Genomic DNA, 12,776 nt, shown 5'->3' on the forward strand with positions numbered 1-12,776 from the left:
GCGCTCTCGATCGATCGTCGGTGCACCATGTCATCCCGGACCGGCCGCAGCCTTCCGGGATGACGGCATGGGCTCTTACTTCGCCGCCTTGAGCGCTTCTTCGGCCTTGGCCTTGGCCTTGGCATAGTTGTCTCGCGCGAAGCTCGCCCACTGGCTTTCGAGCTGGGCCTGACGGGCGCCCTTCTCCTTGCCGCCGGTGAAGGCGCCCTTGATCTCTGCGCTCGACGCCTGCGTCTCCGTCACCGGCATGGCGGCGATCAGATTGCGGGCCTCGTCGGCCAATGCACGGGCCTGGGCGTTGGGCTTCTTCGCCAGCGCGGCATCCACCTCGTGCAGCACCTTGGTCACGCCCTTCAGATTATCGAGCTGGAAAGAGATCAACTGGTCGAACAGCGTATCGACGCTGGCGGTGCGGGCTTCCGACTTGTCGACATCGAAGCCGATCATCTTCTGGAAGCGTGGATCGGTGAAGGGATTGGGGTAGTCGGCGCCTGCCTTGGCATAAACAGCCGGATTGATCGGAAGGCGCCGAATGCCCGGCTCGAGCAGCACCTCCTGCCCCGTCGCCGAGAGCAGGAACTCGACGAAGGCTTCGGCTGCCGCCTTGTTCGGCGCGTTGGCCACGATGCCGACATTGGCCGGCACCACCGTCGTCACCGTGGGATAGACGAACTTGACGGGAAAGCCGGAAGCCTGGGCCGAGAAGGCAAAGAAATCGATGACGATGCCGACGCCGACCTGACCCGAATTCACCGCCTCCGGCACGCCGAACGAACGCTCGGTGATCGCATTGAAGTTGCCGGCCATCTCCTTGATGGTGCCCCAGCCCTTGTCCCAGCCTTCACCTTGGAGGATCGTCTCGATCGTCAGATGCGTCGTGCCGGAACGGGCCGGCGAAGCGATCGAGACATGGTCATAGAAGGCCGGTTTCGCGAGGTCTTGCCAATCCTTCGGCTCGGGCAGCTTGTTGGCCTTGGCGTAGCGCTCGTTCCACATGATGCCGTAGCCGGACGCCGCGAAGCCGAAATAATACCCCTGCGGATCGTTGACGGGATAGGAGCCGATCTTGTCGGGTATGCCCGCCGCCTTCGGCTTGTACTGCATCAGCAACTGCTTGCCCTTCAGCACCTCGAAGGCATCGGGCGCTGACGCCCAGAACAGGTCGACCTGGTTGTTGGCCTTGGTCTCTTCAAGATATTTGACGCCGGCATTGGTGTTGCGGTTCTGGACCTCCAGCGCGACGCCGGGAACGGCTTTCTCGAAGGCCTTCTTGATCGGATCCGTGACGTCCTTGGAAAAGGAGGTCACCACCGTGACCTTGCCGGAAGGCGCTTGCGCCGACGCTGCTGAGGCGGCCGCGACGCCGAACGCGACAGCAAGAGCGACCCTGCGGGTAAACATGCCGATTTCCTCCCTCTATGCGCTTCGCGAAGCTCATGCTCGCGAAACACCCCTGCCGCTGTTGTCGCGGCCTTTTGTCATGAGGCTGTCACAAAACCGCGTCGGCTGTCACCCTCGCAATTGGAAGAAATCGACCATCATCAATCGTCACGCGTCCGGATAAGCTTGGGTGGGGCTGCCCGCCTCCGCAGGTCGACGGGCTTTTAGAACGGGCGTCCACGTGCAAGCCTGCGACTTCCGGCCCCCCTTGAAGCCCGTGCATCCATGAGTGCCTCCGCCCCGCCCTCCTCCGACCTCACGCCCCGGCAGCGTGAGATCCTGACGCTTGTCCAGGAGCTCGGCTTTACAACGATTGAGACCTTGGCGGATCGTTTCGGCGTATCGGCGCAGACCGTCCGGCGCGAGATCATCCGGCTCCAGGCCGGCAATTTTCTGCAGCGTTTCCATGGCGGCGCGGGGCTGGCTTCCGGCGGGATCCGTTCCGCCTATGCCCAGAAACTGACAATCGCCCCGGAGGGTAAGCAGCGGATCGGCAAGGCGGTTGCGGACCTCGTGCCGCCCGGCGCTTCGGTCTTCCTCGATGTCGGCACCACCGTGGAGGCAACAGCTCGCGCGCTGCTGAGGAAGCCCGGGCTGCGGGTGGTGACAGCGAGCGTTTCCGTCGCCCAGATCTTTTGCAGCGGCGGCGTCTTCGATGTCGTCGTCACCGGCGGCACCACCCGTGGGGCCAATGGCTCCCTCGTCGGGCATGCGGCGATCACAAGCATCATGGGCTTCCGCTTCGACTATGCCATTCTCGGATTGGGCGGCTTCGACGATGACGGCGCGCCGATGGATTTCGACCTGGAGAAGATCGCTGTCCGCCAGGCGGCAATCAGCCGTGCGCGGCGGACGATCGCCGTGGCCGACCACACCAAGTTCGAGCAGGTCGGCACGGCGCGGGTCGCGGCCGCCGAAGCCTTCAGCCTCGTCGTCGTCGATGCCGAGCCCCCCCTCCCCTTGCGGGAAGCCTGGGAGCACGCCGGAACGAACTGGCTCGTCGCCTGACGGGCTTGCCGCGCCCCGCTATTGCTTAGCCGGCGCTTGCCTCGCTGGTCGATTTTGATCAGGATGGAAGAAATCTTACACGAGCGCCGTTTCAAGAGCGCCGGTTCCAGGGAGGTTGCCATGCTCAGCGCCAAGATCGCGTCCATTTGCCTGTTCGCTCTCGGCTTCGGGCTCGCGGGCCCGGCTCAGGCGCAGGAATGCCCGAATCGGGGCACGCTCGATGCCCGCTACTGCGACGCGAACCGGGACCTCCTCGCCGACACGCCCACCGACGCAGCGAAGCAGAAGGACCCGGACACGCTGATCTTCTCCTATACGCCGGTCGAGGATCCGTCGGTCTACGAGAACGTCTTCGCCGATTTCCTCGCCCATCTGAGCAAGATCACCGGCAAGAAGATCAAATGGTTCGGCGCGGAATCCTACGCCGCGCAGGTCGAGGCCATGCGCTCCGGGCGGCTGCACATCGCGGGCGTCGCCAGCGGGCCGACACCGTTCGCGGTCAATCTCGCCGGCTTCGTCCCGATCGTCGCAATGGCCAAGAAGGACGATTCGATCGGCTACACGCTGCAGCTCATCGTGCCGAAGGACTCGCCGATCAAAAGCATCGCCGACCTGAAGGGCAAGCGCGTCGCCCATGTCGCCCCGTCCTCAAACTCCGGCGATACCGCGCCGCGCATCCTGTTCAAGGAAAAGGGCATCGTGCCGGGCAAGGACTACGAGGTCCTCTATTCCGGCAAGCACGACAATTCGATCATGGGCGTGGTCAACAAGGACTATGACGCCGCCCCGGTCGCCTCCAGCGTGGTCGAGCGCATGGCCGACCGTGGCATGTTCAAGCGCGACGACATCCGCATCGTCTATGAATCCAGCCCGTTCCCGCGCACGGCCTTCGGCGTCGCGCACGATCTCAAGCCCGAGCTGCAGGCCAAGATCAAGCAGGCCTTCCTGAGCTTCGACTTCCTGAATTCCGCCCTCGCCAAGGAGTTCAAGGACACCAAGGGCTTCAAGGAGCTGAGCTACAAGGACGCCTGGAGCGACATCATCCTGATCCAGAGCAACAGCGGCATCACCTATACCCAGGACGGCCTCTCGAAGCTGAAGGGCGATTGATGTCGACGGTCTCAGGGGCTTCGGCCGGCGGCGCTCCGCTGCTGGCCGTCGCGGGGCTCGCCAAGGTCTATCCGACCGGCAAGAAGGCTCTGGGCGGCGTCGACGTCGTCATCAACCGACCGCAGCTTGTCGCGGTCATCGGCTCTTCCGGCGCGGGGAAGAGCACCTTCATCCGCTGCATCAACCGGTTGGTCGAGCCGACCGCCGGCAGCGTCCGGCTCAACGGCGAGGACATCGTCGCGCTCGACCGCAAGGGCCTGCGTGCCGCGCGCCGCCGCATCGGCATGATCTTCCAGGAATACAATCTGGTCGAGCGGCTCAGCGTCATGCAGAACGTGCTGTCCGGGCGGCTCGGCTATACCGGGCTCCTCGCCTCGCTGCGCTATCGCTTCCCGCCGGCGGACATCCAGGCCGCCTTCGCGCTGCTCGACCGTGTCGGGCTCGACGGCTACCACAACCAGCGCGCCGACGCGCTTTCCGGCGGCCAGCGCCAGCGCGTCGGCATTGCCCGCGCGCTGATGCAACGGCCGGACCTGCTGCTGCTCGACGAGCCGACCGCGAGCCTCGACCCCAAGACCTCGCGGCAGATCATGCGGCTCGTGCGCGAACTGGTCGCCGAACGGCAGACACCGGCGATCATCAACATTCACGATGTCGCGCTCGCCCGCGCCTATGCCGACCGCATCATCGGCATGAAGGACGGGCTGATCGTCTTCGATGCCGAAGCCGCCGCACTGACCGATGCCGCCTTGACCCGAATCTATGGCGAGGAGGACTGGTCGAGCCCGCAGGAGGAGGATGAGGAGGCGACCCCCGCCGCTGCCGCCCCGGCCTCGCTGGGCGCGCTGCCATGACGACGGCGCCCGCCGCCTACCCGAGCAATTGGCGCGCGCCCAGCATCTTCGGCAGCCCCGGACGCCGCCTGGCGTTCTGGGCGCTGGTCGCTGCCTATCTCGTCTGGTCGCTCTCGACGCTCAACATCGACACCGCCCGCATTCTGGCCGGGCTGCCGCGAGCCTGGAATATCCTGGCGCGGATGGTGCCGCCGGATTTCGGGCGTTGGCAGCTTCTGCTCACCGGCATGGTCGAGAGCGTGCAGATCGCCATCGCCGCGACCATCATCGGCGCCCTGCTCTCGATCCCGCTTGGCATCGCTGCGGCAGCCAATCTCTCCCCTCGCCCGTTGTATCTCGCTGCGCGCGGTTTCATCGTGGTCGGCCGCACCTTCCACGAGGTCATCATCGCGATCTTCTTCGTGAAGCTCTTCGGCTTCGGTCCAGTGGCGGGCCTGCTGACGCTCGCTTTCTCCTCGGCGATCTTCCTCGGAAAGATGCTGGCGGAGGACATCGAGAACATGAAGCCCGGTCCGGTCGAGGCGATCCGCGCCACGGGGGCGAGCTTCGGACAGACCTTCTTCTACGCCGTCGTGCCGCAGGTGCTGATCAAGACGCTCGGCGTGCTGATCTACCGCCTCGATTCCAACCTGCGCCATTCGACCGTGATCGGCATCGTCGGCGCCGGCGGCATCGGCCAGACGCTCTCCGCCTCGTTCTCGCGCTATGATTTCGACTTCGCCAGCGCGATCCTGCTGACGATCGCAGCCATGGTGGCCTTCGGCGAATGGTTCAGCGACTGGGCCAGGCGGAGACTGAGATGACGGCGCATCAGCAGCCTCCGCGCGGCGGCGCGCCCATGCGCGGCTATCCCGACCGTTGGGAGCGCTATTCGCCGCGCGAGCGCATCGTGCACTGGCTCTGGCTGGCCGGCATCGCCATCGCGGCCGCCTGGTCGGTCTCGGCTCTCGACATCGAATGGGCCTTCTTCGCCGACGCTCACGAGCAGGCGGCAGATCTGATCGCGCGGATGTGGCCGCCGCGCTGGTCCTATCTGCCGCGCATCGTCCAGCCGCTGATCGAGACGCTGCACATCGCCACGCTCGGCACGATGATCGCGATCGTATTCGCCCTGCCGGTCGCTTTCCTCGCCGCCCGCAACACCACCTGGAACCAGGGAACCTGGCTGATCGGCCGCGGCATGCTCGTGCTGTCGCGCTCGATCAATACGGTGATCTGGGGGCTGGTTTTCGTCGCGATCTTCGGGCCGGGGCCGGTCGCCGGCATCTGCGCGGTCGCGGCGCGTTCGGTCGGCTTCATCGCCAAGCTGGTCGCCGAGGCGATCGAGGAGGTCGATGCCGGCCAGATCGAGGCGGTGGAATCGACTGGCGCCAGCACGCTGCAGGTCTATGGCGTCGCCATCCTGCCGCAGATCCTGCCCGTGCTGATCGGCACCTCGATCTATCGCTGGGACATCAATGTCCGTGAATCGAGTGTGCTCGGCTTCGTTGGGGCGGGTGGCATCGGGCTGCTGCTCTACGCCTCGATCAACCAGTTCGCCTGGTCGCAGGCGATCGTCATCCTCATCGCGATCCTCGGCATCGTGATCATCAGCGAGGCGCTCTCGGCCCATGTCCGCTCCCGCATTGTCTGAGCCGCAGGCGCAGACCGTCCTTCTCGCCGGGCTGGCGGAGGTCGCGGAGCGCTACGACGGTTTCCTGCTCGATCAGTGGGGCGTGCTGCATGACGGCAGCAAGCCGTATCCACACGCCGTCGCCTGCCTCGAACATCTGCGGGCTGCCGGAAAAGCCGTCGTCATCCTGTCCAATTCGGGCCGCAGCGGCAGCGAGAACGAGGCCGTTCTCGCGAGCATGGGATTTGCGCGCCGGCTCTACGATCACGTCGCCTCTGCCGGAGACGATGCCCGCGACGCCCTGGCCTCGCGCAGCGAGCCCGCCTATCGCAATCTCGGCTCACGCTGCCTCCTGCTCGCCCGGCCCGGCGAGGAGCATTTGGCGAACGGGCTTGGCCTGACGCTGGTGGAGTCACCGGAGGAGGCTGATTTCCTCTTCGCGATGACCATGGATGCCGAGCGGCAATCCGTGTCCGGCTGGAAGCCGTTGCTCGTGCGGGCGTTGCAGCGTGGCTTGCCGATGATCTGCAGCAATCCCGATCGCCACCGGGTCCATGCCGATGGCAGCCTGCGCGAGGCGCCGGGACTGGTCGCACTTGCCTATGAGACCATGGGCGGCACCGTGCACTATCACGGCAAGCCACACCCGAGAATCTATGCAAGCTGCCTGAGGTCGACGGCTTTGCCGGCGAGCCGGCTTCTCGCGATCGGGGACTCGCTCGAGCACGACGTCGCGGGGGCGGCAAATGCCGGTATCGATGCCTGCTTCATCGCGGGGGGCATCCACAAGGATGATCTGAGCTGGTCGAAAGAGACGGAACTGGAGGCCGATAGTTGCGAAGCGCTCTTCGCCCAGGCGGCGTTCCGGCCGCGATATTGCCTCGCCGGCTTCGCCTGGTAGCGTCGCAGCTCATCGACCCCGGCCAGCCGGTCAGGCGGCCGGGGATTTCACAGAACGGAGCTACTTCGCGGCGCTGGCGTAGGACTGCCAGCGCTTGAGAAACTCGTCGCGCTTGGCCGCGGCTTCATCCTCGTCGATGGCGAAGACCTTGACGCTGTCGATGGCGGGCAGCTCGACATGCTTGGAGACGTCGATGTCGCTGCGGCTCGGCCGGCGGAAGGCGTTCTCCAGCAGTGCGATCTGGGCTTCCTTCGACAGCATCAGATCATAGGCCGCCTTGGCGGCGGCACCGGCAGGCGCGCCCTTGACCAGAACCTGGAATTCAGGCGTCGAGAAGGTTCCCTCGGCGGGATAGAGCAGCGAGATCTCGCGCTGTCCGCCGGCAACATACGCATAGGCGTTCGACTCGAAGGTGAGGCCGATCGCGTATTCGCCCTGGCCGACGGCGCGCAGCACCGTCGAGGCGGCGCTGGAGACCGTCAGGTTGGCCGCGAGCGCCTTCAGGCCGTCCGATCCCAGAAGTTTGTCGACGCCCCAGAGGATCGTGTAGGCGGTCGAGCTGTTGGCCGGATCGGCGATGATGATCTTGCCCTTGAAGGCTGGGTCGAGCAGGTCCTTCCAGGTCTTCGGCGCCGGCTTGCCGCCGAGCTGGTTCTTGTTGACCATGGCCACGACGAGATGGACGTTCGAGGCGGTCCAGAGATTTTCGGGCTGGCGCAGCGCCGCCGGAATCGCCTTGGCTTCGGGCGAGGCATAGGGCTCGAAGAGCTGCTTGAAGGCGCCGAGCGTATTTGCGCTGGAGCTCCAGAACAGATCGGCCTGCGGCTTGGCCGCTTCCGCCTCGATGCGTCGCAGGAGCTGGCCCGAACCGCCGGTGATCGTGCTGATCTTGAGGTTGGGCTGCTTCTCCTTGGAGACGCCGAGCACGGCGTCGACCGCCTGGGCATTGTTGGAGGTGTAGAGCACCACGGTGCCCGACGCGCTCTGGGCAAGTGCCGGGGCGGCGGCCATGCCGGCAAGGCCGGCGATCACGGTGCGGCGGTCGATCAGATGGGTCATGGTCGTTCCTTTCTCTCCGCCTTCCCCTCTGGACGCGGGCGGCAGGCGGCGCCGGCCCGGCCTTGTCGTTCGGTGGCTCTGCTCAGCTCTTCGACGAGAACAGGTCGATCTTGAAGACGCGGGTCGCGACGATGATCGGGATCAGGATCACCGCGACCAGCACGAGGCCATAGGCCGAGGCCGGCGCCATCAGGTTGGAGTCGATCAGCTTGTAGATCTGGATCGGCATGGTCTCGCGCCCGCCGGAATAGACGATGATCGAGGCCGAGAGCTCGGCGACGGTGGTCGTCCAGGTCAGCACCGCGGCGGCGGCGACGGCGGGCAGCATCAGCGGCAGCACGACCTTGAAGAAGGTCGCGACCGGCGGCACGCCGAGGCTGATCGAGGCTTCCTCGATCGAGTTCGGGATGTTGTAGAGCGTCGAGGAGGAGTTGCGGATGCCGAAGGGCAGCCGCCGCACGATATAGGCGAGCACGATGATGCTGGCCGTGCCGGTCAGCGGCAGGAAGCCGATGTTGAAGGACATGATCAGGCCGATGCCGATAATCGTCCCCGACAGGGCCAGCGGCAGCGCCGTCAGATAGTCGAGGGCCGGCGTCAGGATGTTCCGCTTCTTGACGATGAGGTAGCTGACGAGCGCGCTGAAGGTGATGCCGATGGCGGTGGCGGCAGCCGAGTAGAGCAGCGTGTTGATCACCGGGTCGGGCGCGATCCTGACCAGTCGCTCGACATGGGCCGTGGTCCATTCGCCCCAGCGCATCACCGGGCCGCGCGAGACGGTGAAGGCGCCGGCGACGATCGAGCCGAGCGGCAGCAGCGAGACCACGACCAAGAGGCCGGCGAGCGTGCCGATGACGAGGCCCGGCACGCCTCGCAAGCGCTCGGATCGGGCGCCGCGGCCCTGTACCACTTCGTGGCGGCCGCGCGCGACGATCCAGCGCTGGACGAAAAGCACGATCATGACGAGAGCGATCGAGACCGTCGCCAGCGTCGACTGCATCACCGGGTCGGAGCCGCCTTCGGCGACTGCCGCCTGATAGGTGAGCACCGAGAGCAGCTGCACGCGGCTGCCGAGAATGGTGGCGGTGGCGAAATTGCCGACGACCAGCGTGAAGACCAGCAGCGCGCTTGCCAGCACGGAGGGCAGCACCACCGGCAGCATGACCTTGAAGCGCGACTGCGCAGGCGAGGTGCCGAGGCTCTGCGCGGCCTCTTCGAGCTGGACGTCGAAGCCGCGGATCGCCGCGAGCGTGCCGATATAGGTGTAGGTGTAGTAGGTGAAGGTCAGCACGGTGATCAGGCCGGGCCAGCCGTAGAAGCTCGGCATGTCGATGCCGCGCGCGCCCAGCCAGCGGGTGATGAAGCCGTTGTTGCCGAGCATCATCAGCCAGGTCTGCGCGGCGATGACCTCAGGGATCACCAGCGTGATCAAGGGCAGCACCGCGACGATCGGCTTGCCGGGAAAATCGAAGCGCGCCGTGAAATAGGCGAGCGGCACGCCGATCAGCGTTGTCGTGAGCGTCACGGCGACGCCCAGCACGATCGTGTTGGCGATGGCCGCAAAGTATTTCGGGTCGCTGGCGAGCGTTGCCCAACCGTTGCGGCCGCCGCTCCCGAGGCTACCGGTGAGCACGTTCAGGAGCGGATAGAGCAGGAAGACGGCCAGGATCGCCAGCGCCAGTGCCGAGAACCAGAACCAGACAGAGCGAAGCTGGTGGCTCATGACGCAAGCACCAGCGTGCGGGCGGGGTCGAAGCCGAGGCCGACGCTCGCGCCGGGCTCGAAACGGTCATGTGCACCGCTCTGAAGATCCACCGCCAGGACGCGGCCACTGTCGAGCGCGACCTTGTAGCTGGTCTTGCCTCCCAGATATTGCCGGTGTGCGATCCTGGCGGGCAAGGTGCCGGCGCTCCCGGGCTCCGCGAGCAGGATGTCCTCCGGCCGTGCCACGAGCGTCGCGCGGCCGGCCGCCACCGCCGCCGGCGCGCGCGCCGCGATGGCGGTGCCGTCGAGCGTAACGGGGCCGGTCTCACCCGCCAGCCGCGCCGGTGTCTCGATCTCGACCAGATTGGCTCCGCCGACGAAATCCGCCACATAGCCGGTCCGCGGCTCGCGATAGATCTGGGCGGGCGTGCCGACCTGTTCGAGCCGGCCCTTGTTCATCACGCCGATGCGGTCGGACATGGCGAGCGCTTCTTCCCGGTCATGAGTCACGAAGACCGTGGTGATCTTCGCCTCGCGCTGGAGCTCGACGATGGTCTCGCGCACCTGCAGGCGCAGCTTGGCGTCGAGATTGGAGAGCGGCTCGTCCATCAGCAGCACCTGCGGCTGGATGACGAGGGCGCGCGCCAGCGCCACGCGCTGGCGCTGGCCGCCGGAGAGCGCGGCCGGATGGCGGCCACCGAGATGGCCGAGGCCGACGCGTTCCAGAGCCGCCTGGACCTTGGTCTTGATCGAGGCTTCCGGCTGCCTGCGGGCGCGCAGGCCGTAGGCGACGTTGTCGAAGACCGTCTTGTCTGGAAACAACGCATAATCCTGGAAGACCATACCGATGTCGCGCTTGTGCGGCGGCAGATGCGTGACCTCCGTGCCGCCGAAGCGCAGGTGCCCGCGCTCGGCCGGAACGAAACCCGCAATGGTGCGCAGCAGCGTGGTCTTGCCGCATCCGCTCGGGCCTAGCAGGGTGAAGAACGAGCCCGGCTCGATCGTCAGCCCGAGCCCGTCGATGACGCGCTGGCCGCCATAGGCGACGGCCAAGCCCTCGATTGCGATACCCATGTCTCCCCTCTCGAATGGAGGCTCCGGCGGATCGGCGCCGTCTCGGAGCGGTTCAGGCTAGTTCTGCATCGCTCTCCCGACGAGATTCAGCATCTCGCGATGGCGCTCGGGATCTCCCGCGGCCAGGATGCGTTGCCCCGTCTCGCGCGTGATCGGCCGGCCTTCCCAGTCGGTGATGACGCCGCCGGCACCTTCGATGATCGGGCGGCAGGGTGCGAAGTCCCAGAGCTTCAGGCCGGCATCGAAGGACATGTCGGTGCGGCCGCTCGCAAGCAGCCCGAAGCTCATGCATGCGCCGCCCCAGATCCTCCATGCCGTCGCCGCCCGCATGGCATCGAGCGCCGGGCGCTCCTCGTCGTTGAACAGATCGGGGTTGCTGGCGGACAGGATCGCCTCTTGCATGGAGCCACAGCGGCGCGTGCGACAGGGCCTGCCGTTGAACAGCGTCGGGCTTCCCCTCACCCCGACCCAGCGATCGCCGGTCGCCGGGTGGTCGATGATGCCGATGATGGGTTCGCCGGCCTGCATCAATGCGATCAGCGTGCCGTAAACCGGCAGGCCTGCGATGAAAGCCGCGGTGCCGTCGATCGGATCGAGCACCCAGACATGCTCGGCGTCAGGGTTGGCCGGACCCTCCTCTTCGCCGAGGACGCCATGCGCGGGAAATCCGTCGGCCAGCATTTCGCGCAGCCTGCGCTCGATGCGGGCGTCGAGCGCCGTGACGAAGCTCTTGTCGGGCTTGACCTCGACGTCCGGGCGAACGGCGGCCGCCTCCCGGAGGATAGCCCCGCTTTCGGCTGCCATGCGGAGGGCAAAGGCCAGCCATTCCGCCTGATTGTTCTCGATCCGCATCCGCGTGCCCCCAAGCGCCTTTGAAGTCGGCTTAGCATTCGTGCGTATTTGTGGCAATGTGGGATTGTGAGGTTTTTTCAGGCGGCTGTTGCGCTGCTTTCACGAGCGGTGCAATTAACCGGTTCGGGGAGATGCATGGCATGTGGCAAGGGGAGAGAAAGCAGCGAATCCGCGCTCTGCTCGAAACGTTTGGCAGCGTTTCGGTCGAGCGGCTGGCCCACGAGTTCGGCGTCTCGCATGAATCGATCCGCCGCGATCTGGTGGCGATGGAGCAGGAGGGCAGTCTGCGGCGGGTCCATGGTGGGGCGATCAGCGTGACCACCGAACAGGATCCGTCCTACGGGGCTCGGTCCTCTGTCCGCCTGAAAGAAAAGCGCGCCATTGCTCTCGCCGCGATGGCCTTGATCAAGAGCGGGCAGACACTGTTCCTGGACGGGGGCACGACCACCGCGGCGCTGGCCGAGGAACTCAAGACCGTACCCGAGCTGAACATCCTGACGAATTCCCTGCAGGTCGCGACGACGATGGCATCGACCCAGCAAAGGACCGGCAGCCGAGTCTTTCTGCTCGGCGGTTCGATCGTGCATGAGCTGCCAGAGACCGGCGGCGCATCGACGATCAATGACATCTATCGGTTCAAGGCAGACCTGGCTCTCCTGTCGCCCTTCGGCGTCGACATCAATGGAGCTGCGACGAATTTCTTCGAGCACACCGGCGAGATCGCCCGGGCCATGGCGATCAATTCGGGAGGCGTGGTTCTGATCGCCGATCATTCGAAGATCGGCGTGATCAGCCGCGTCCGCTTCTGTGAGCTCGATCGCGTTTCCGCGCTGGTCACGGACAAGAAGGCCAGGGCATTGCCGGCATTGGCGGCCCTTTCGGGTGCAGTCGGGCGCGTTATCGTTGCTGACAGTTAGCGACGCACCGCTTCCCGTTCGCCATCCGTTGTGTCTGCCCCATCGGCGATGGGCTCCGCCCCCGTGATCCAAATGAGCCGGGTCAGCGGGAATCCTGCGCGTTGTGACGGTGGATAGCCCCATCCGCCGCTGAGGTATTGTCCTCAGGGACAATAGCGCCTGCCTCCCTTTCGGGCGCCATCTGACACTCCCCGATCAGCTGGCGCAGATCTGCCAGACCGGCAGACTTCCTTCGCCAGAGATTG

At 65.9% G+C, this 12,776-nt stretch carries 12 protein-coding genes; 7 read left to right on the forward strand and 5 right to left on the reverse strand.

Annotated elements, in window-relative coordinates:
* Positions 1-75 precede the first annotated feature (75 nt).
* Positions 76-1,401: an ABC transporter substrate-binding protein gene (locus AB4Z10_RS11090; RefSeq protein WP_441470456.1), complete on the reverse strand. Its 1,326-nt coding sequence runs from the start codon at positions 1,399-1,401 to the stop codon at positions 76-78.
* Positions 1,402-1,665: 264 nt separating this feature from the next.
* On the opposite strand from AB4Z10_RS11090, the gene AB4Z10_RS11095 reads away from it, so the two are divergent.
* From AB4Z10_RS11095 to AB4Z10_RS11120, 6 genes are all read left to right on the forward strand, one after another.
* Positions 1,666-2,448 carry a DeoR/GlpR family DNA-binding transcription regulator gene (locus tag AB4Z10_RS11095; RefSeq protein ID WP_441470457.1) on the forward strand — a complete coding sequence of 261 codons (783 nt, stop codon included), beginning with the start codon at positions 1,666-1,668 and terminating at the stop codon, positions 2,446-2,448.
* 120 nt (positions 2,449-2,568) lie between these two features.
* Positions 2,569-3,558, forward strand: coding sequence for a phosphate/phosphite/phosphonate ABC transporter substrate-binding protein (gene phnD / locus AB4Z10_RS11100; protein WP_441470458.1), 990 nt, complete (start codon positions 2,569-2,571; stop codon positions 3,556-3,558).
* A 38-nt stretch (positions 3,559-3,596) separates the two neighbouring features.
* A complete protein-coding gene (gene phnC, locus AB4Z10_RS11105) occupies positions 3,597-4,412 on the forward strand; it encodes a phosphonate ABC transporter ATP-binding protein (protein ID WP_441470744.1) in 816 nt (271 codons plus the stop codon).
* Complete coding sequence (gene phnE / locus AB4Z10_RS11110; protein ID WP_441470459.1) at positions 4,409-5,215, forward strand: phosphonate ABC transporter, permease protein PhnE; 807 nt, start codon at positions 4,409-4,411, stop codon at positions 5,213-5,215. The genes phnC and phnE (AB4Z10_RS11110) overlap by 4 nt, the downstream gene beginning before the upstream one ends.
* Entirely contained in the window at positions 5,212-6,045 is an 834-nt protein-coding gene (gene phnE, locus AB4Z10_RS11115; RefSeq protein WP_441470460.1) for a phosphonate ABC transporter, permease protein PhnE, read from the forward strand. Before phnE (AB4Z10_RS11110) ends, phnE (AB4Z10_RS11115) begins: the two co-directional genes overlap by 4 nt.
* Entirely contained in the window at positions 6,023-6,925 is a 903-nt protein-coding gene (locus tag AB4Z10_RS11120) for a TIGR01459 family HAD-type hydrolase (protein ID WP_441470461.1), read from the forward strand. Before phnE (AB4Z10_RS11115) ends, AB4Z10_RS11120 begins: the two co-directional genes overlap by 23 nt.
* A 60-nt stretch (positions 6,926-6,985) precedes the next feature.
* Here the strand turns inward: AB4Z10_RS11120 and AB4Z10_RS11125 are convergent, their stop codons facing one another.
* From AB4Z10_RS11125 to AB4Z10_RS11140, 4 genes are all read right to left on the reverse strand, one after another.
* Positions 6,986-7,984 carry an extracellular solute-binding protein gene (locus AB4Z10_RS11125; RefSeq protein WP_441470462.1) on the reverse strand — a complete coding sequence of 333 codons (999 nt, stop codon included), beginning with the start codon at positions 7,982-7,984 and terminating at the stop codon, positions 6,986-6,988.
* Positions 7,985-8,066: 82 nt separating this feature from the next.
* The gene (locus AB4Z10_RS11130; RefSeq protein ID WP_441470463.1) at positions 8,067-9,707 is read right to left on the reverse strand and encodes an ABC transporter permease; all 1,641 of its coding nucleotides are present in this window, start codon (positions 9,705-9,707) and stop codon (positions 8,067-8,069) included.
* Positions 9,704-10,762: an ABC transporter ATP-binding protein gene (locus AB4Z10_RS11135; RefSeq protein WP_441470464.1), complete on the reverse strand. Its 1,059-nt coding sequence runs from the start codon at positions 10,760-10,762 to the stop codon at positions 9,704-9,706. The genes AB4Z10_RS11130 and AB4Z10_RS11135 overlap by 4 nt, the downstream gene beginning before the upstream one ends.
* Positions 10,763-10,819: 57 nt before the next feature.
* Positions 10,820-11,614 (reverse strand): inositol monophosphatase family protein, encoded by a 795-nt coding sequence (locus AB4Z10_RS11140; protein WP_441470465.1) that lies wholly within the window; start codon positions 11,612-11,614, stop codon positions 10,820-10,822.
* Between the two features lie 56 nt (positions 11,615-11,670).
* Between AB4Z10_RS11140 and AB4Z10_RS11145 the strand changes: the two genes are divergently transcribed.
* Positions 11,671-12,531 carry a DeoR/GlpR family DNA-binding transcription regulator gene (locus AB4Z10_RS11145; RefSeq protein ID WP_441470745.1) on the forward strand — a complete coding sequence of 287 codons (861 nt, stop codon included), beginning with the start codon at positions 11,671-11,673 and terminating at the stop codon, positions 12,529-12,531.
* The last annotated feature ends 245 nt before the right edge of the window (positions 12,532-12,776 follow it).

Source organism: Allobosea sp. RAF48 (assembly GCF_052114025.1).
Taxonomy (GTDB): domain Bacteria; phylum Pseudomonadota; class Alphaproteobacteria; order Rhizobiales; family Beijerinckiaceae; genus Allobosea.

Bases quoted from the DNA above. Each gene is read 5' to 3' on its own strand.
- AB4Z10_RS11090 (WP_441470456.1), bottom strand. From the start codon at position 1,401: ATGTTTACCCGCAGGGTCGCTCTTGCTGTCGCGTTCGGCGTCGCGGCC.
- AB4Z10_RS11095 (WP_441470457.1), top strand. From the start codon at position 1,666: ATGAGTGCCTCCGCCCCGCCCTCCTCCGACCTCACGCCCCGGCAGCGT.
- phnD (WP_441470458.1), top strand. From the start codon at position 2,569: ATGCTCAGCGCCAAGATCGCGTCCATTTGCCTGTTCGCTCTCGGCTTC.
- phnE (WP_441470459.1), top strand. From the start codon at position 4,409: ATGACGACGGCGCCCGCCGCCTACCCGAGCAATTGGCGCGCGCCCAGC.
- phnE (WP_441470460.1), top strand. From the start codon at position 5,212: ATGACGGCGCATCAGCAGCCTCCGCGCGGCGGCGCGCCCATGCGCGGC.
- AB4Z10_RS11120 (WP_441470461.1), top strand. From the start codon at position 6,023: ATGTCCGCTCCCGCATTGTCTGAGCCGCAGGCGCAGACCGTCCTTCTC.
- AB4Z10_RS11125 (WP_441470462.1), bottom strand. From the start codon at position 7,984: ATGACCCATCTGATCGACCGCCGCACCGTGATCGCCGGCCTTGCCGGC.
- AB4Z10_RS11130 (WP_441470463.1), bottom strand. From the start codon at position 9,707: ATGAGCCACCAGCTTCGCTCTGTCTGGTTCTGGTTCTCGGCACTGGCG.
- AB4Z10_RS11135 (WP_441470464.1), bottom strand. From the start codon at position 10,762: ATGGGTATCGCAATCGAGGGCTTGGCCGTCGCCTATGGCGGCCAGCGC.
- AB4Z10_RS11140 (WP_441470465.1), bottom strand. From the start codon at position 11,614: ATGCGGATCGAGAACAATCAGGCGGAATGGCTGGCCTTTGCCCTCCGC.
- AB4Z10_RS11145 (WP_441470745.1), top strand. From the start codon at position 11,671: ATGTGGGATTGTGAGGTTTTTTCAGGCGGCTGTTGCGCTGCTTTCACG.